Origin of the sequence: Fulvimarina manganoxydans (assembly GCF_900176465.1) — a bacterium.
Classification (GTDB): Bacteria; Pseudomonadota; Alphaproteobacteria; order Rhizobiales; family Rhizobiaceae; genus Fulvimarina; species Fulvimarina manganoxydans.
This window is the reverse complement of the sequence record NZ_FWXR01000004.1, coordinates 120,911-138,892: the sequence shown is the minus strand read 5'-3', so window position 1 is coordinate 138,892 and position 17,982 is coordinate 120,911. Positions and strand designations below refer to the sequence as shown.

Sequence of the window (17,982 nt, the reverse complement as noted above, 5' to 3'; positions counted from 1 at the left end):
TATTGGCTCACATCTCGAAGGGCGAGCGCGGCAAGGCCGAGAGCAATCGATGCAGCGTCTCGACCGTCGAGACGTCGGCGACACCATCCACGCGTTCAGGCCGGAAATGACGCTGAAAGGCGATCGTCGCAAGGCGCGTCGCCTCGTCGAAGCGCCCGCCGGACTCGATGCCGTAGCCATAGGCGGCTAGAAGCTGGCGATAGGCCTCGACCGGCGCACCCTCATCGCCAATGGAGAGGAACCGCCCGCCACGAATCGGCGAAGGGCGGACCATATGACCGACACCGGCGAAGAAAAGCCGGTCCCATGGGAAGTGCTCGCCCGGGTCTTCCTTGCGATCGGGCGCGATGTCGGAATGGGCAAGCACGCGGTGGGGCTCGATCCCATGGCGCGTCACGCAATCCCGGCAAAGCGCGATCACGGCCTCGATCTGAGTGTCGGAATAGGGCGGCAGGCCGGCGACATGGCCGCCATTGACGATCTCGATGCCAATCGAACGGGAATTGATGTCGCCTTTGCCGCGCCATGATCCGCGTCCGGCGTGCCAGGCTCGCCGCTCCTCCGCCACCATCTGCACGATCCGACCATCCTCATGGACGAGATAATGGCTAGAGACTTCCGCTTCAGGCGATGTCAGGCGCTCCAGCGCCTGCTCCGCCGTTCCCATGCCCGTATAGTGCAGCAGGAGAATGTCTGGACGCGCCACGCCCACCCGCTCATTGTGGTTCGGCGAACGGAGGATGTCGCAAGGAAGGTCGGTATCGGGCGTCACGCGGCGCTCTTGCCTGAAATCTGACTATAGGCGGCGTTGATCGCCTTCATGCGCTCGGTCGCTATGAACATGAACTCGTCCGGCACGCCGCGAGAGGCGAGCCGATCGGGATGGTTTTCGCGCACGAGCGTCAGATAGCGTTTGCGCGTCTCGGCTGGCGGCGCGTCGGGGTCGAGACCCAGCACGGCATAGGGGTCGTCCGGGCCATGGACATGGCGCACGCGGATGCGCTCGAAGGCAGCCTCGTCGAGCCCGAAGCTCGTGGCGACGCCGGCCAGAAATTCGATTTCGCTCTCATGGATGAGTCCATCGGCCTTGGCGATGTGGAACAGGCCGTCGAGGACGTCCTCCAGCAGGCGGCACTGTCCGTCCTCGCAGGTGCAAAAGCCGCGCAGACGCTGGGCATAGGCCTGATAGCCAGCCGTATCCTGCTTCGCGATGTCGTAAAGCCGAAAGACGTTGCGCAACTCTTCCGGCGGAATATCCAGAATCTCGCGAAACGCGGCGACCTCTTCAGGGCTAACGATGCCGTCGGCCTTGGCCATCTTGGCCGACAGCGCGATGATCGCGACGGAAAAGGCCACGCGGCGCCGGGTCTCGCGATCGCCCACGACGGCCGATTTCAACGCCTCCACCAGGCCTTCGAGCGTGGCCCTGCCGCTGGCGCCGAGCGTCTGCAAAAGAACGCCGAGATTTGTTAAAATACCCATCGCCGAACCGGCCCGCTTGTGTCCGCCCGCCATTATCGGCGAGCCGTTTCGCTCATGCAACATCGGCGAAGCGATCGATACCCAGCTCCTTGAAGAATGGCCGATGCATCCGGGTTCCGTCAGCTCGGGGCGAGACAGATCGGGCAATATCGACCTTTGCAATAATTCCGCCGCTTTCAGAGCGAGACTGACCCTAGGGGACCCGAGGGGGATATGATGATTGAAGAGACGCAGGCGCCTCGACGCCTTGGCGGACAGAGCACCGGTGCGAATCGCCGGCTGGGGTGGAAAGGCTTGATCGCCCTGTGCGTCGGCGCGGCGGGCCTCATGCTTGGTGGTTGCCAGTCGAGTTCGCTCGACGCGAAATCGCTGGGCCTGACCGAGCTTGCCTATCCCCATCTCGAGCTCGGCCAATTCGCAGGACACAAGCCGTCCGACTTTCCGGTCCATGGGATCGACGTCTCCAAATATCAGGGCGAGATCGATTGGGACGCCGTGCGTGATGGCGGCATTGCCTTCGCCTATCTCAAGGCGACCGAGGGCGGCGACCGGCTCGACGAAAAATTCAACGACAATTGGCGAGCGGCAAAAGCCGCGGGCGTGCCTCGCGGCGCCTATCATTTCTGGTATCATTGCCGCCCTGGGATCGAGCAGGCCGCCTGGTTCATCCGCAACGTGCCAAAGGATCGTAGCGCCCTGCCCCCGGTCATCGACGTGGAATGGACGCCCTTCTCGCCCACCTGCACCAAGCGTCCGGCTCGCGAGGATCTCATCCGCGAAGTGACCGCGATGGCGGACAAGCTGGAAGCCCATTACGGCCAGCGCCCCATCCTCTACATCCCGATCGACGTCCATCGCGACCGCATGGTCGGCGCCTTTCCGCGCCACGAGGTCTGGGCCCGCGCGGTCGCCGATCATCCCGACAATGTCTATGAGAACAGGGCGTTCCGCTTCTGGCAATATACGGAAAAAGGCACGGTTCCCGGCATTAGCGGCGGGGTGGACAAGAACGCCTTCGCGGGCTCGCGTTCCGATTGGGCAGCGTGGCTGAAGCACCATCAAGGGAGTTGACCCGGCCCGCGAATTGGCGCACCGGGCGCTTCGGTTCGATCCGTCCACGCCTTTGAGCGGGGCGGATCGTCAGGCTGTCGCCCGGAGCCGGTCTCGACGCATCTCATGCGCCTCACCGCCACCGAGCTGTCGCTAGGAACGGGTTCGATGCGGGCTGCGAGAGAGATGATGGGAATCCGTTCAGGAGCAACCAGAGGGCGCGCGCGCCAGCAGGCCCGCGCCGCAATGTGCTCTCGCGCTAACCGGTCAGCCAGTTTGATCCTCTCTAGCGCCTTGGCGCTGCTTTCTCCGGGGCCGCTGCTGGCTCAAAAGCTCGCACCAGCCCCGACCAGCGAGACCAAGCCGGCCTGCGGTGGCGATTTTGCCGCATTCGTTGAAGGCGTGAAAGCCGAGGCCCTGGCGCGCGGCATGTCGCCGGCTGCCGTTCAGTCCTCGATAGCGGAGATGCGCATCGACAGCCGCGTTCTCGAACGCGACCGGGCCCAAGGGGTCTTCGCGCAGGACTGGCGCCAATTCGCGTCCCGCATGATCAATGCCTATCGGCTGAAGGAAGGCCGCGCCAAGCTCGCAGAGAACGCCGCAACCTTCGACAAGGTCGAAGTGGAAACCGGCGTTCCGGGCCCCGTGATTGCGAGTTTCTGGGGCCTTGAAACCGACTACGGCGCGGTTCTCGGCAATTTCGACACGCTGGCCGCGCTAGCGACGCTTGCCCATGATTGCCGACGCCCGGAGCTGTTCCTCCCGCATCTTCTCGCGGCTATCGAGATCGTCGACCGGGACTATCTGCGGCCGAAGGAGATGGTGGGCGCCTGGGCGGGCGAACTCGGTCAGACCCAGCTTCTACCGGAAGAATATGTCGCCTTCGGCTCCGATGGCGACGGCAACGGCCGCGTCGATCTCTTGCGCGATACGGCCGACGTCCTCGTCACCACGGGCAAATACATTCAGTCCCTCGGCTGGCGGCGCGGCGAGCCTTGGCTTGAAGCCGTTCGCGTGCCGGACGATTTCCCCTGGAAGCGCGCAGCGCTCGCCAACAAGGAGCCTCGCGCCGATTTCGCGGCCCTTGGCGTCACGAAAGCCGACGGCTCGGCGCTCCCCTCCGACGAGACGCCGGCAGCCTTGATCCTGCCCATGGGACGCGAGGGACCGGCTTTCCTGACCTATCCGAATTTCGACATCTATCTGTCCTGGAACAAGTCGCTGGTCTATTCGCTCACCGCGGCCTATTTCGCCACTCGGCTCGCCGGTGCCGAGCCTGTCGATATGGGCGACCCCGCGCCAGGGTTGGATGTCGAGGCGACCAAGGCGCTGCAACGGCGCCTTGCCGAACTCGGCCATGATACAGGCGGTGCGGACGGCATTGTCGGCGAGGCGACCCGCACGGCGGTGCGCAAGGAGCAACAGCGCCTCGGAATGCCAGCCGATGGCTGGCCCACCCAAGCCCTTCTCGATCGACTGTGAGCGCTTGGTGAACTGAGCGTCCCGCCATTTGGCGCGTCACCCGATCAATCGCCGACATCATGCGAAATCGGCTCCGGGCCGAAAGCATGGAAGGCGTCCACAATCGAGCAGGACAGCGAAAATTTTCCCCCGCCCTCTCACCTTGGTTAATTCTTGGTATAGATTTCTCAAGAATCGAAGATCACCGAGCCGGCACAGAGCCCATGACGACGATCACCGCCGATATCCGATTCGCCGAAACGACGGACGCCGACTGCCTGGCGCGTGTCCATGCCGAGGCTTGGCGCGAAGCCTATGCCGGCATCGTGCCTTATCGCGCTCTGGACGCCATGATCCGCCGCCGCCATGCCGGCTGGTGGACCAGGACGCTGAAGGCGGGCGCCGGCATCCTCGTCTGCGAATATGCCGGTCAGGTCATCGGCTATGCGACCCTCGGGCGAAACCGCACCCGAGCGCTCGATGTGGAGAGCGAGATATACGAACTCTACCTGGAGCCGAGCTTTCAGGGTATCGGCTTCGGCGGGCGATTGTTCAAGGCCGCGCGTGAGATCCTGAGCCGCGACGGCTCGGAGGGGCTCGTCGTCTGGGCGCTCGCCGACAATCATCGCGCTATGGCCTTCTATCACGCCATGGGCGGCAAGGATCTTGCCGAGGGGCGCGAGACTTTCGACGGGCAGGAACTCGCCAAAATTGCGTTTCTCTGGTCCTGACGACACGCTCACTGGCGGGCTAGCGTTCTCTCGCGCAGCCGGCCGCGCCCAAAAAAGCGCAAGCGCTTCGGGCCATTGCCTCTCATGGCCCGATCCGCTCTCGAGCCACGCCGCTCCCCTTTGCGCCCAAGGACGAGATTGACACCTTCGCCCCAGCCGGTAAGCACGCGGTCACCGCGCCCCTGCTGCGGCGCAAACGGACACTCCGAAAAAGGGACCAGCCCATGCGCATCGAGGCCATTCCTCGCGGGAAGAACCCGCCCGAAGACGTCAATGTCATCATCGAGGTGCCGATCGGCGGACAGCCGATCAAATACGAGATGGACAAGGACTCCGGCGCCCTGTTCGTCGACCGCTTCCTCTATACCCCGATGACCTATCCGGGGAATTACGGCTTCGTGCCCCACACGCTGTCGGACGACGGCGACCCGATCGACGTGCTCATCCTCAATACGAGGCCGCTCTTTCCCGGCTGCGTCATCGGCGTTCGTCCGATCGGCGTTCTGGTGATGGAAGACGATGGCGGCATCGACGAGAAGATCATCGCCGTGCCCCTGACGAAGCTCACGCGGCGGTACGAGAACGTCCAGACCTATACCGATCTGCCGGAGATCACGCTCAAGCAGGTCGAGCACTTCTTCACACACTACAAGGATCTCGAACCCGGCAAATGGGTGAAGATCGACAGCTGGAGCGGGACCGACAAGGCCAAGCAGCTCATCGTCGAGGCGATCGAGCGCTATGAGGCCGAGAAGGCGTAGGGCTGATAGCAGACGGCCCTTAACGGCCGGCGATCAACGCCTCCGGCATTTGAATGACACGAAGGCGGCGCATCCCTTGAGGGCCTGCGCCGCCTTTCTTTGTTTCGCAAGGAACTCTTTCAAGCCCTACTCCGCCGGCTCGGCCTGCTCGCCCGCAAGATCGACCGCGGCCGTCTCGCTCGCCTCTTCCGGCAGGATCAGGGACAGGATGATCGCGGTGAGACCCGACAGGGTGATGGGAGTGGCAAAGACCTGGCGGACGAAATCGGGAAGCTGCTGGGTCGCATCAGGGACGAGCGTCACGCCGAGGCCGAGGCCGAAGGAGACGGCCATGATATAGGCCTTGCGCCGGTCGATCTCCTGGGTGGCCAGGATGCGGATACCAGCCACCGCGATCGTGCCGAACAGGACGAGCGTCGCGCCGCCCAGAACGGGTTTCGGAATGAGCAGGAAGACGTTACCGATGATCGGCAGAAATCCCATGACGACCAGGATTACCGCCACATAGAGGCCCACATGACGGCTGGCGACCCCCGTCATCTGAATGACGCCGTTGTTCTGGGAAAAGGTCGTGTTGGGAAAGGTGTTGAAGATCGCCGCGAGGCCCGAATTGATGCCGTCGGCCAAGACGCCACCCTTGATGCGCGACAGATAGAGCGGCCCTTTAACCGGCTGGCCGGAAATAACCGAATTGGCCGTCAGGTCGCCCGTCGTCTCGATCGCGGTGATCAAATAGATGAAGGCGATCGGCAGGAAGATCGCAATGTCGAAATCGATCCCATAACGGAAAGGAATGGGGAGCGCGAAGATCGGCCCGGACCCGAAGCGGGAGAAATCCACCGCGCCGAGAATCGCGGCGACGACGAAGCCGACGACTAGGCCGAGCATGATCGCGGAAATGCGGATCATCGGATTGGCGTGGAAGGAGAAGGCGAGGATCGTCGCAACGACAATGAAGCCGAGGAGGAGATTGAGCGGCGCGCCGAGCGTATCGCCGGCCGTTGCTCCTCCTGCGAAATCCGTAAAGCCGACCTTCACCAGCGACAGACCGATGATGGTGATGACGATACCCGTGACCGTCGGCGTGATGATGCGGCCGAGCTTGTCGATGAACTGGGAGAGCACGATCTCGACCAGACAGCCGACGAGGCAGAGGCCGAAGATCATTGCGAGGATATCCTCGGGCGTGCCGCCCTGCCCTTTTACGGCAAAGCCCGCAGCCAGAATGGCGCCGAGAAAGGCGAAGCTCGTTCCCTGAAGCGAGAGGAGACCGGAGCCAACCGGCCCAATCCGCCGGCATTGGATGAAGGTCGCAACGCCGGAGACGAAGAGCGACATGGCGATGAGATAAGGCACCTCCGAGCCGAGCCCCAGCACACCGCCAATGACGAGGCTCGGCGTCACGATGCCGACGATCGAGGCCAGGATATGCTGAAAGGCGGCAAGCAGCGCCGGCCCCGGCGGCGGTGTGTCATCGAGGCCATAGATGAGACTGCCCAAAGGTGCTGCCTGTTTTTCGCTCATTTCGCGTCTCCAATCGCCAAAACCGCCCCCGACTCTTGAAAGAATTCGGTACTGTGTCACCGGAGCAGGTTTCGTGCCAAGCTTTTCGAGGCGTCTTGGCGTGGGCGATAGAGCGAAGGTTCGGCTTGAGCGATCCCGAACCCCGTATATGACCAATCGGTAGGAGCAGATGCGGGCCTGACGAGGATCACACGCGCGTCGGCAATATCCGATCCGGCGGCCGGTGGCCGTCCATCAGCGTGCGGATGTTGATGATGACCTTCTCGCCCATGTCGATCCGCCCCTCGATCGTCGCCGAACCCATATGCGGCAGGAGTACGACCTTACCGGCGGCGGCGAGACGCATGAGCTTGCGATTGCCGGAGGGCTGCTCCTCGAAGACATCGAGGCCGGCGCCGGCGAGGCGCTCCTCCTCGATCAACGTCACCATGGCCTTCTCGTCGATGACCTCGCCGCGCGAGGTGTTGACGATGAAGGCATGAGGCTGAACGAGGGCGAGGCGGCGCGCCGAAAGAAGATGGAACGTTGCCGGCGTCGAGGGGCAGTTGACCGAGATGATGTCCATGCGGGCGAGCATCTGGTCGAGGCTCTGCCAGTAATTGGCCTCGAGCGCGGCTTCCGTCTGGGGATCGACGCGGCGCCGGTTGTGGTAGTGAATTTCCAGGCCAAAAGCCTTGGCGCGGCGCGCCACCGCCGTGCCGATGCGCCCCATCCCGACAATGCCAAGCTTCTTGCCCCAGATGCGACGGCCGAGCATCCAGCGCGGCGACCAGCCTTCCCAAACCTCCGCTTCGCGCAGCCGATTGGCGCCTTCCACCAGCCGGCGCGGCGTGGCGAGAATCAGCGCCATGGTCATATCGGCCGTGTCCTCGTTGAGGACATTGGGCGTGTTGGTGACGTGGAGACCTTTGGCATGGGCGGCGGCGATGTCGATATTGTCGATGCCGTTGCCGTAATTGGCGATGAGCTTCAGCTTTTCGCCGGCCTGTTCGATGACGCCGCGATCGATCCGGTCCGTCACGGTCGGCACCAATACGTCGGCCTCGCGCACGGCCGCCACCAGTTCGGCCTGGGTCATCGGCCGGTCGTCGGCATTCAGCCGCACCGTGAAAAGCTCCGCCATCCGCGCCTCGACTGCCTCGGGCAGCTTGCGCGTGATGATCACGAGCGGCTTGCCGCGCTCTGTCATCGCTTCGGATCCTTCAAGACGTTGTTAACCCAGATCGGCGATCATGGGTCCTTCTGTCAGAGGGCCTCCCTAGCAAGGCAGAGCGCGCAAAACAAAGCGTTTCCGCCATGTCGGTCGCTTCAAGGGCGAATGGCTCGACCGCCTCTGCCGGAGGATTTCGACCCAAAGGACGACATTCGGAGTTTTTATGGTTCAGCGTATTTGTCCGATGGCTCAGATGACGCGATTGGCCCGTCGCCTCGCGACGATCCTGCCAGTGGCGGCGCTTCTCGTCACGACCGGCGCGCCGCTTATGGCCTTCTCACCCTCGCCCGCCGAGGCGAGCGAGCTCGGACGCTATTCGAAGCTTCCCCTGCCACGCTATGTGAGCCTGAAATCGGCGCGCGTGAACGTGCGCAACGGCCCGAGCCGGGACAACAAGGTCAACTGGCTCTATCTCAAGGCTGGACTGCCGGTGGAGATCATCCAGGAATATGATCACTGGCGCCGCATCCGCGATTCGGACGGCACCGAGGGCTGGGTCTATCATTCGCTTCTGTCGGGCTCGCGCACGGCGATTGCCGCGCCCTGGCTGAAGGGCAAGGCGGCCTATGTGGACGTTTATGCAAAGCCTGCCCTGGACGCGCCATTGGTGGCACGCATGGAGCCGGGCGTCGTCTCGAATGTGGAGCGCTGCGAAGCCGGCTGGTGCGAAGTCATGATCTCCAATCGCGACGGCTATGTGCGACAGACGGAAATTTGGGGCGTCTATCCCGACGAGAGCTTCGAGTAGGATAACTGGCTTTTCGCGAAGGTCGTCTCGCCTCCGCAAAAGTGGCGATTGATCGGCATGTCCCAATGGACGGGTTCAGCTAAGCGAGACATTCGTTCGTCGCTGAATGACAAGAATGGCTTCTGCCACGAGCTTTTGTACCAAGCGCGCATGACCTCGGCTGGTCGCCCCGTCCGCTGTCGCACAAAAGTGCGTATGCGTCGACACGTCGTCATCCTCGTGGCGCAGCCACGGGGACCCATGCCGGTCACTTCGATGCCGTCCTTCCTTCGAGGATGTGCGCCGACCCTTCGGCGACAGTTGATGCAGCATCCAGGGCTTGGCGTGGGTCCCCGGCCCTGACGGGCCGAGGATGACGACCGGTATGGATGCGTAAGTGACACCACCATCGCTGGCATCCCACTTGCCCGTGTCGCTTGCCGCCGGCGCCAACTCGATAAATGATTTAGCGCGAAAGACCATTTTCAGCCGACCGATCGCGAAACGAGCGCTACCGGCACCAAAACAAAAAAAGGCGGCCTGCCGAAGCAGCCGCCCTTGTCACACTCAGTCAAAACCGAATCGTCTAATATGATTACTCGGCCGCGTCCGCGACGACCGACTTCTTCCGAAGACGCACCACGACATCCACATTGACGATCTCCATCCCCTCGGGCGGCGACGGCAAGCGGCCGAGTTCCAGAGTCCCGTCCGGAATATCGACCATTTCGCCATCGTCCTCGAAGAAGAAATGATGATGGTCTGACGTGTTGGTGTCGAAATAGGTCCGGTGACCCTCGGCCGAAAGCGGGCGAACGAGGCCGGCATCGGTGAACTGGTGCAGAGTGTTATACACCGTCGCAAGGGAGACGGGCTCACCAGCGGACTGGGCTTCGGCGTGAAGCTCCTCGGCCGAGAGATGGCGGTCGCCTTTACCGAACATCAGATTGCACAGCGCCACGCGCTGGCGCGTCGGCCGCAAGCCGGCGGAGCGCAGACGTTCGAAGACACAGAAGGAGTGGTGCCGCCCTTGGGTGTTCATTGCCTCTGATCGCCTATCGGTATCCATTGCATTGGGATGCTCAGCGCTTGAAAGCGCGCGCACCCATCGGCTTCCTACATAATATAGGACGCTCAAGATCACAAATAGGAGCGTGCGTCACCCCCTGATTCCTGTGGCGGTTGCGGAAGACGCAACACACCGGCCGCGTCGAATCCCCTTCCAACGATCAGCTGCAACCTCGAACGAGACCATCGAGGGCGGCGGCCGACCCCTTCAGCGGCACGTCGTAGCGTCCGGCCGGCGTCGTCACTTCGACGGACTTTCCGCGTCGCAAATCCTCGATCAACGGCCTGATCGTGTCGATATCGCTTTGGTGGACCAGCACGCTGCTTCCGCGCAGCCGATAACTCGTCGTCGGCAAAATTCTCGCCAGCCCATCCACCGAGACGCCGACGCGGTAGGTCATCTTCTCCGGCAGACGCGCCGTGAAACCGGAAAAGTTGACCGTCACGCTCCGGCCTGCGCATCGCAGGAACAGCCCATTCGGCGCCCCATCCACATAAAGCCCCGCGACCGTCCCGTTCTGGCGCCAGACCTGCGCGTGGCCGGGCGTGGCGCCAATCATGACGGCGCAAATCGACAAAACCAGGGTGAACAGACCTTGCATTTGACCGATGCACTTCAGATCGGGGCTGGTCTCGGGGGCCGAGATCGCCACATCCTTACGACGAACGACGCGCGATCGGCGATCCGCCCGGTTTCCACGGCCGCGATTGGCATGATAAGGCGCAATCAACGAAACGAAGGCTCGAAAGAAGCCGACTGGATTACGGGGCGGATACGAACGGTTCATGACGACGCGCAAGAACTCCTACGATTATGACGACCTCATCGCCTGCGGGCGGGGTGATCTGTTCGGACCGGGCAACGCGCAGCTGCCGCTGCCGCCCATGCTGATGTTCGATCGAATCACCGAAGTTTTGGAGGATGGCGGCGAGGCCGGCAAGGGCTCGATCAAGGCCGAGCTCGACGTGCGCCCCGACCTTTGGTTCTTCGAATGCCATTTCAAAGGCGATCCCGTGATGCCGGGTTGCCTCGGCCTCGATGCGCTCTGGCAGCTCACCGGCTTCTTTCTCGGCTGGCTGGGCGAGCCCGGTCGCGGACGCGCGCTCGGCGTCGGCGAGGTGAAGTTCACCGGTCAGGTCACGCCGAACATCAAGCTCTTGGAATATGGCGTCGATTTCAAACGCGTCATGCGCTCCAAGCTGAAGCTTGGAATCGCCAATGGCTGGATGAAGGCCGATGGCGAGGTCATCTACCGGGCGAACGACATGCGGGTGGGTCTGTTCAAGGACGCCGAACCCGCCGGATAGGCAAAGAACGAGTTTAAGGCGTTGCGAGACCCATGGCGGCTCGAAACGTCTCGCTTGAATGAGATCACGCGCTCGGCCCTGTTGAAGGTCGTGGCTCGCAGAATGGACGCCGCGCTCTATGACTCCCTTGCGAGACCCGCAGGGGCGGTCGTGAGAGCCAAAGCATGAGGTGCGCTAGGATGAGACGCGTCGTCGTCACCGGCATGGGGATCGTCTCGCCGATCGGCAACGATGTCGGCGAGGTCGTGCAATCTTTGAAAGATGCACGCTCGGGCATCAGCTTTTCGGAGGAATACAAGGAGCTTGGCTTCCGTAGCCATGTCCATGGCAAACCGACATTGAACCCAGCCGACGTGCTCGATCGCCGCGCTTTGCGCTTTCACGGCGGTGGCACGGCGTGGAACCATGTCGCCATGGAACAGGCGATCGCCGAGGCCGGCCTGTCGCCCTCCGACGTCTCCAATGAGCGGACCGGCATCATCATGGGATCGGGCGGTGCGTCGACGATCACCATCGTCAACGCCGCCGAGACGACCCGCGAAAAGGGTCCGAAGCGGATCGGACCAACGGCCGTTCCCAAGGCGATGTCCTCGACGGCCTCCGCGACACTTGCCACTTGGTTCAAGATCAAGGGCGTCAACTATTCGATCTCTTCGGCCTGCTCGACCTCGAGCCATTGCATCGGCAACGCCTTCGAGACGATCGCCTATGGCAAGCAGGACCTCATGTTCGCCGGTGGCTGCGAGGATCTGCACTGGACACTGTCGGTGCTGTTCGACGCGATGGGCGCGCTGTCGTCGGACTTCAACGATCGCCCGTCCGAAGCCTCACGGCCCTATGACGCGGCACGCGACGGCTTCGTCATCGCCGGCGGCGCGGGTGTTCTGGTCTTGGAAGATTACGAGCGGGCGAAAGCGCGCGGCGCCAATATCGTGGCGGAGATCGTCGGCTATGGCGCGACTTCGGATGGCGCCGACATGGTCGCCCCCTCCGGCGAAGGTGCGGTGCGCTGCATGAAAATGGCGCTCCAAGGGCTCGAGGGCCCGATCGACTACATCAACCCCCATGCAACGGCGACGCCGGTGGGCGACAAGTCCGAGGCCTCGGCAATCCGCGAGGTCTTCGGCGATCAGATACCGCCGATTTCGGGAACGAAGGCGCTGACCGGCCATAGCCAGGGTGCGACGGGCGTCCATGAGGCGATCTATTCGCTTTTGATGATGAAGGAGAACTTCATCGCCAAGAGCGCGCATATCAACGAATTGGATCCCGAATTCGAGGGTCTGCCGATCCAGCGCGAGCGCAAGGACGGCGTGACCTTGAACCGAATTCTCTCGAACTCTTTCGGATTTGGCGGCACCAATGCCTGCCTGGTCTTCCAGAGGGTCGAATAGGGCGGTCGCACAGCCTGCGCGCGGTGCGCCGGCATGAACGCCCGCGCCTTGGCAGGCCTGAGCGCGGTGCAGACGAACGATAATCGATCGAGCCCGAACAGCTGGGCTAGGCGATCGAAGGGGGCAGAATGCCGGACTTGATGAAAGGCAAACGCGGGCTCGTCATGGGTGTCGCGAACCGCAACTCGATCGCATGGGGCGCGGCGAAGGCGCTTGCTGGCGAGGGTGCGGAGATCGCCCTCACTTATCAGGGCGATGCCTTCGGCCGCCGGGTCAAACCTCTCGGCGAAGAGATCGGCGCAAAGCTTCTCCTGCCCTGCGATGTCGAGGATGTCACCACGGTCGATACCGCCTTCGAGACGATCCGCCAGGAATGGGGCGGTCTCGACTTCGTCATCCACGCCATCGCCTTTTCCGACAAGAGTGAGTTGAAGGGGCTCTACGCCGATACGTCGCGTGAGAACTTCGTGCGCACCATGGTGATCTCCTGCTTCTCCTTCACCGAGATCGCCAAACGCGCCGCCGAATTGATGAATCACGGCGGTTCGATGTTGACCATGACCTATGGCGGTTCGGTGCGGGTGATGCCGAACTACAATGTGATGGGCGTTGCGAAGGCAGCGCTCGAGGCTTCCGTCCGCTATCTCGCCGCCGATTACGGCCCGCGCAATATTCGCGTCAACGCCGTCTCGGCGGGGCCGGTGCGCACATTGGCCGGCGCCGGTGTTTCCGACGCGCGGCTGATGTTCAACTATCAGCGGCACAACTCGCCCCTACGCCGAAACACGACGATCGATCAGGTGGGTGGCGCCGCCATCTATCTGATGTCGGACCTTTCGAACGGCGTCACCGGCGAGATTCACTACGTGGATTCTGGCTACAACATCATGTCGATGCCCTCGCTCGAAGAGTTGAAGAAGCAGGAGCATCACAAGGCGATCGTCGAGGGGCCGGACGAGGACGCGGAAGTGAAGTGAGGCGCCGTTAGAGTAAGACGCCAAAAGGTTGATCGACTTTTTGGATCACGGCTTACGACAAACAAGAGGTTAGAGTGAGCATGCGACCCAACTCGATCGCGTTCACTCTAGGTGCCTTACTCACCCGACCTCAGGCGTGCGATCGACCGGTGGCCAGACGCGGCTTGCCGATGGTCTCGGGCAGCGGAATGAAATGCGCCTCGTCTCCGGGCACGGTCTCGAAACGTCCTCGGCGCCATTCCTCCTTGGCCTGTTCGATCCGCTCTTTGCGCGACGAGACGAAGTTCCACCAGATATAGCGCGGACCCTCCATTGGCTCTCCACCGAAGAGGAGGAAACGGGCGTCACTCCGGGCCGTCACGGTCAGCGCATCTCCGGGCCGCAGGATGAGAAGCTGTCCGCGCTCAAAGCTTTGGCCGGCGATCTCGATGGTACCCGATAATGTGTAGATGGCTCGCTCTTCGACGCCCACCTCGATCGGCACGCGAGCGCCTTCCGGCAAGATGACGTCGACATGAAGCGTCTCGGAGGCCGTTTCGAGGGGTGATCTGGCCCCGAAGGACGTCCCGGCTATGATCCGGGCCGATCCGCCACCGAGATCGACGACGGGAAGCTCGTCCGCGCCATGGTGGATGAAGGCGGGATCGCTCTCTTCGAGCTGTTCCGGCAAGGCGACCCAGGTCTGGAGCCCGAAAAGACGTTGGCCGCTCGCTTTCTTGTCCGGCGCGGTGCGCTCGGAATGGACGATGCCTTTGCCGGCCCGCATCCAATTGACGGCGCCCGGTTCGATCGCGATATCGCTCCCAAGCGAATCCTTGTGGATGATCTGACCTTCCAGAAGAAAGGTCACAGTCGCCAGATTGATATGGGGATGGGGCCGAACATCGATACCCTGATCGGTCAGAAATTCCGCGGGGCCCATTTCGTCGAAGAAGATGAATGGCCCGACCATCTGTCGCTTCAGCGACGGCAAAGCCCGCCGCACCTCCATCTCGCCCAAATCGACGGCGCGAGGCACGATGACCATTTCGATGGCATCCACGCTTTCTGCCTCGCCAGGGATGGGATCGGGACAGGGAGCCCAGGTCATGACACATCCTTTTCTCGGCGGAGCTAAGATCATCGCCGTCCGCTCGTCGGTTCTGGCAGATTGATCCCCTCGGCGGCCCGAAGGCAAGTGACGAAACGTCAACGAACCGTCATTGGGCGCCGACCTTTACGTAGCGAGAGAAGTGGCATCCCGTCGCCTCATCGGGCGGCCGGCAACATTGCGCGTCTCTTTCTGGACGGGAAGCGAACGGCTCGGCCTGCGACATCGTCGAGGCGGATCTTGCGACGGGACCGAAAGGACAGTCGATCAGACAAAGAGATCACCCCATTCGGGATGTTTCTGCTTCTCATCACGCACGAACCGGCAAATGGGCACGATCTTCAGACCGGCTTTGCGTGCATCCTCAACAAGCCTTGCGACGAGGCGCTTGGCAATCCCCTGGCCGCGCAGCGGCCCGGGGACATAAGTGTGATCGGCGATCAGTTTTCCGTCGGTTGTCTCCTCGACATGCAGCACTGCTTCGTCGAGCAACCCGTTTCTCGATGCGGTATAGACGATATCGGAACCGGTCCCGCGGCGATTGATCGTCACGTCGTCCATGGGTCGAGGCCTCCTCATTTCTTTCACGCCTGAACTATATGGCCCTGATCAGTCGAAGTCTAAGGGGATTTTTTCTCCAAGAGCGAAGCCCGAATGGAAACGCCCAGCGCCGCCGCGTCGCTCGGCGTCGTTTCCAATACGGGAATCGACCTGCCGCATCGTTTTTGCGAATCACGTAACGATGTCCGGTCGGACGGCATGAGGCCCAGCGAAAAGGCTGCTCTAAGGGATGCTCCGCGCTCCGGTGGGCGGCTCGAAGAGGAGGTTCGGGCGTTCGCTCGCCCCGCTGGGGCGTCCAAAAGCCGTGCCTTCAAGTCTCCGCCGGCCTTGGCCTCAATGGGTGCACGACGCGGCATGGCCTTTGGTACAGGGCTTCTCCATCTGACAGCGACGCATTTGCGCCATAGATGGTTGCTTATCGCAACCAGACCGCTCCACGATTTTGGAAGATGATATCGCAATGGACAACGCACGCCTCACCTCGATCGGCGAAGGAATCTGGATTTCGGAAGGCGAACTCGTTTCCTTTTATGGCGCGCCCTATCCGACACGATCCGTCGTCCTTCGACTTCACGACGGGACCCTGTGGATATGGTCACCGATCGCGATCGATCCGGCGCTACGAGGCGAAATCGATGCGCTCGGACCCGTCCGCCATCTGGTCAGCCCAAATCGTCTTCATCATCTTTATCTCGCTGACTGGAAAGCCGCCTATCCCTCAGCGAGGCTATGGGGTCCGCAATCGGTCGCCGACAAGCGTGACGATCTGCGATTCGAGGGAATTTTGACCGACACGCCGCCCAAGGATTGGGCCGGGGAAATCGATCAGGCGCATTTTCACGGCTCGCCGATCTTCGACGAGGTGGTCTTCTTTCATCACGCCTCGAAAACGGCTGTCATCGGTGATCTGATCGAAGCCTTTGACGACGACTTTCTCCACACACATTGGTCCAGTTGGCAGCGCTGGCTGGCGCGGATCGGCGGAATCACCGATCATGATCCGCACGCGCCGCTGGAAATGCGCCTGTCCTTTCTTCGCCGCGCGCCGGCGCGCGAAGCTGCGAGAAAACTCTTTGGCTGGAAGGCGCAGAGGGTCGTCATGGCGCATGGGCGCTGGCAAGCCGAGGGTGGAGACGCCTATCTACGCGCGGCCTTCCAATGGCTCGAGGCTTGATCGCAGGAAGCAGCTTTGTGAATTAGGCCATCAAGTTCGCGTGGCTGAAAACCACGTCCGGCAACGCGCTTCCGGGTCTTCCGCGCGGGTCACGTCGGTAACAACCGCCGCGATGTCCGCGCCAGCCGCAAAAACAGCCGGCAGGCGCTCGACGGTGATCCCGCCGATCGCCACCAGCGGAATCCGGCCGATGAGCCGCTTCCACTCCTCGATGCGCGCCACTGTCTGCGGTGCCCATTTCATCGCCTTTAGCTTGGTCTCCCAAATCGGACCCAAGGCAATATAGTCCGGCTCAGCGGCGAGCGCGGTCTCGAGTTCCGCGTGATCGTGGGTTGAGAGGCCTAGCTTCAATCCGGCCCGGCGGATCGCGGAGACATCGGCCGTTATCAGGTCTTCCTGGCCGAGATGCACATAGGCGCAATCTTCCTCGATCGCGAGGCGCCAATAATCGTTGACGACGAGCGTGCAGCCATGGGCCTCGCAGAGGCGTTTCGCACGGCGAATCTCCTCGCGCAGACGCCCCTCTTCCATGTCCTTGGCCCGCAATTGCACAAGCTTGACGCCCATAGGCACAAGCCTTTCGGCCATGTCGGCATCGTCGACGATAAGATAGAAGCGATCGAGATCGGGCGGCAGGGACCGTTGGAGCCCCGGCGTAGCGGTCGGTGTCATCAGAGCCCTCCGAGGCTAGCCTGCCCAAGCATCGGCGTCGAAGGAGCGGCCATGTCCCGCGCCTCCATCGGATCGGCCTCATAGGCAAGGCGCCCCGCTTCGAGCGCGAGGGCAAAACCCTTCGCCATGACCACCGGATCGCCGGCTTTGGCGACAGCCGTGTTGAGAAGCACGCCGTCGAAGCCGAGCTCCATCGCGGCGACCGCGTGAGAGGGGAGTCCGAGCCCCGCATCGACGATCAATGTCTGCTGCGGAAAATGGGCTCGCATCTGCTTGAGCCCATAGCGATTGTTGAGGCCGAGCCCCGAGCCGATCGGCGCCCCCCACGGCATCAGCACCTGGCAACCCGCCTCCACAAGCTTGTCGGCGACGGACAGGTCCTCCACCGTATAGGGCAGGACCTTGAATCCCTCCGCGATCAGAATGCGGGCAGCCTCGACCAGGCCGTAGACCTCCGGCTGCAGCGTCTCAGCATCGCGCACGACTTCAAGCTTGATCCAATTCGTCCCAAAGACCTCACGCGCCATATGAGCCGTCGTGACCGCTTCCTTCACGCTATGACAGCCTGCGGTGTTGGGCAGAACGGTGAGGCCGAGTTCGCGGATCAGCGTCCAAAAACCCTGCCCGGCACGCTCGACGCCGGATTCTCGGCGCAGCGATACCGTGACGATCGAAGCACCAGACGCCTTGATGGCTTCAGTCATGATTTTCGGCGAGGGATAGAGCGACGTTCCAAGCATCAGACGCGAGGCAAAGGTCTGGCCGTAAATCTTCATATGATCGATCCTT

The 17,982-nt window shown here is 62.4% G+C and carries 19 protein-coding genes; 9 read left to right on the top strand and 10 right to left on the bottom strand.

From position 1 onward, the window contains the following. Window positions 1–7: 7 nt before the first annotated feature. A complete protein-coding gene (locus B9A15_RS06730; RefSeq protein WP_244556819.1) occupies window positions 8–772 on the bottom strand; it encodes an N-acetylmuramoyl-L-alanine amidase in 765 nt (254 codons plus the stop codon). After that, window positions 769–1,482, bottom strand: a complete 714-nt coding sequence (locus B9A15_RS06725) for a J domain-containing protein (RefSeq protein ID WP_084409436.1) — start codon at window positions 1,480–1,482, stop codon at window positions 769–771. Before B9A15_RS06725 ends, B9A15_RS06730 begins: the two co-directional genes overlap by 4 nt. A 294-nt stretch (window positions 1,483–1,776) precedes the next feature. Here B9A15_RS06725 and B9A15_RS06720 point away from each other — a divergent pair, with 294 nt between their 5' ends. The 4 genes from B9A15_RS06720 to ppa all read left to right on the top strand — a co-directional run bounded on the left by B9A15_RS06720 (window position 1,777) and on the right by ppa (window position 5,485). Further along, window positions 1,777–2,553 carry a glycoside hydrolase family 25 protein gene (locus B9A15_RS06720; RefSeq protein ID WP_244556818.1) on the top strand — a complete coding sequence of 259 codons (777 nt, stop codon included), beginning with the start codon at window positions 1,777–1,779 and terminating at the stop codon, window positions 2,551–2,553. Window positions 2,554–2,778: 225 nt separating this feature from the next. Further along, a complete protein-coding gene (locus tag B9A15_RS06715) occupies window positions 2,779–4,014 on the top strand; it encodes a lytic murein transglycosylase (RefSeq protein ID WP_084409280.1) in 1,236 nt (411 codons plus the stop codon). A gap of 203 nt (window positions 4,015–4,217) precedes the next feature. Continuing rightward, window positions 4,218–4,724, top strand: coding sequence for a GNAT family N-acetyltransferase (locus B9A15_RS06710; RefSeq protein WP_084409279.1), 507 nt, complete (start codon window positions 4,218–4,220; stop codon window positions 4,722–4,724). 224 nt (window positions 4,725–4,948) lie between these two features. Next, window positions 4,949–5,485 (top strand): inorganic diphosphatase, encoded by a 537-nt coding sequence (gene ppa / locus B9A15_RS06705; RefSeq protein ID WP_084409278.1) that lies wholly within the window; start codon window positions 4,949–4,951, stop codon window positions 5,483–5,485. 126 nt (window positions 5,486–5,611) lie between these two features. Here the strand turns inward: ppa and B9A15_RS06700 are convergent, their stop codons facing one another. Beyond that, entirely contained in the window at window positions 5,612–7,009 is a 1,398-nt protein-coding gene (locus B9A15_RS06700) for a uracil-xanthine permease family protein (RefSeq protein WP_084409277.1), read from the bottom strand. Between the two features lie 187 nt (window positions 7,010–7,196). Then, window positions 7,197–8,198 (bottom strand): 2-hydroxyacid dehydrogenase, encoded by a 1,002-nt coding sequence (locus tag B9A15_RS06695; RefSeq protein ID WP_084409276.1) that lies wholly within the window; start codon window positions 8,196–8,198, stop codon window positions 7,197–7,199. A gap of 217 nt (window positions 8,199–8,415) precedes the next feature. On the opposite strand from B9A15_RS06695, the gene B9A15_RS06690 reads away from it, so the two are divergent. Next, window positions 8,416–8,970: an SH3 domain-containing protein gene (locus B9A15_RS06690; protein ID WP_084409275.1), complete on the top strand. Its 555-nt coding sequence runs from the start codon at window positions 8,416–8,418 to the stop codon at window positions 8,968–8,970. A gap of 574 nt (window positions 8,971–9,544) precedes the next feature. Here the strand turns inward: B9A15_RS06690 and irrA are convergent. Both irrA and B9A15_RS06680 read right to left on the bottom strand, forming a co-directional pair. After that, the gene (gene irrA / locus B9A15_RS06685) at window positions 9,545–9,991 is read right to left on the bottom strand and encodes an iron response transcriptional regulator IrrA (protein ID WP_084409274.1); all 447 of its coding nucleotides are present in this window, start codon (window positions 9,989–9,991) and stop codon (window positions 9,545–9,547) included. Window positions 9,992–10,178: 187 nt separating this feature from the next. Beyond that, window positions 10,179–10,670 (bottom strand): hypothetical protein, encoded by a 492-nt coding sequence (locus tag B9A15_RS06680; RefSeq protein ID WP_139798244.1) that lies wholly within the window; start codon window positions 10,668–10,670, stop codon window positions 10,179–10,181. A 133-nt stretch (window positions 10,671–10,803) separates the two neighbouring features. Between B9A15_RS06680 and fabA the strand changes: the two genes are divergently transcribed. The 3 genes from fabA to fabI all read left to right on the top strand — a co-directional run bounded on the left by fabA (window position 10,804) and on the right by fabI (window position 13,696). After that, complete coding sequence (fabA, locus tag B9A15_RS06675; RefSeq protein WP_084409272.1) at window positions 10,804–11,325, top strand: 3-hydroxyacyl-[acyl-carrier-protein] dehydratase FabA; 522 nt, start codon at window positions 10,804–10,806, stop codon at window positions 11,323–11,325. Window positions 11,326–11,504: 179 nt separating this feature from the next. Continuing rightward, window positions 11,505–12,719: a beta-ketoacyl-ACP synthase I gene (gene fabB / locus B9A15_RS06670; protein ID WP_084409271.1), complete on the top strand. Its 1,215-nt coding sequence runs from the start codon at window positions 11,505–11,507 to the stop codon at window positions 12,717–12,719. 128 nt (window positions 12,720–12,847) lie between these two features. Then, on the top strand, window positions 12,848–13,696 hold the full coding sequence (gene fabI / locus B9A15_RS06665) for an enoyl-ACP reductase FabI (protein WP_084409270.1): 849 nt from the start codon (window positions 12,848–12,850) through the stop codon (window positions 13,694–13,696). Between the two features lie 130 nt (window positions 13,697–13,826). Here fabI and B9A15_RS06660 read toward each other — a convergent pair whose 3' ends face one another. Next, the gene (locus B9A15_RS06660; RefSeq protein WP_084409269.1) at window positions 13,827–14,786 is read right to left on the bottom strand and encodes a pirin family protein; all 960 of its coding nucleotides are present in this window, start codon (window positions 14,784–14,786) and stop codon (window positions 13,827–13,829) included. A 267-nt stretch (window positions 14,787–15,053) separates the two neighbouring features. Continuing rightward, window positions 15,054–15,347: a GNAT family N-acetyltransferase gene (locus B9A15_RS06655; RefSeq protein ID WP_170923194.1), complete on the bottom strand. Its 294-nt coding sequence runs from the start codon at window positions 15,345–15,347 to the stop codon at window positions 15,054–15,056. 460 nt (window positions 15,348–15,807) lie between these two features. Here B9A15_RS06655 and B9A15_RS06650 point away from each other — a divergent pair, with 460 nt between their 5' ends. After that, window positions 15,808–16,521, top strand: coding sequence for a DUF4336 domain-containing protein (locus tag B9A15_RS06650; protein WP_084409267.1), 714 nt, complete (start codon window positions 15,808–15,810; stop codon window positions 16,519–16,521). Window positions 16,522–16,551: 30 nt separating this feature from the next. Here the strand turns inward: B9A15_RS06650 and B9A15_RS06645 are convergent, their stop codons facing one another. Then, window positions 16,552–17,193, bottom strand: a complete 642-nt coding sequence (locus tag B9A15_RS06645; RefSeq protein ID WP_084409266.1) for a thiamine phosphate synthase — start codon at window positions 17,191–17,193, stop codon at window positions 16,552–16,554. Beyond that, the gene (locus B9A15_RS06640) at window positions 17,193–17,969 is read right to left on the bottom strand and encodes a thiazole synthase (RefSeq protein WP_084409265.1); all 777 of its coding nucleotides are present in this window, start codon (window positions 17,967–17,969) and stop codon (window positions 17,193–17,195) included. The genes B9A15_RS06645 and B9A15_RS06640 overlap by 1 nt, the downstream gene beginning before the upstream one ends. Between the last annotated feature and the right edge of the window lie 13 nt (window positions 17,970–17,982).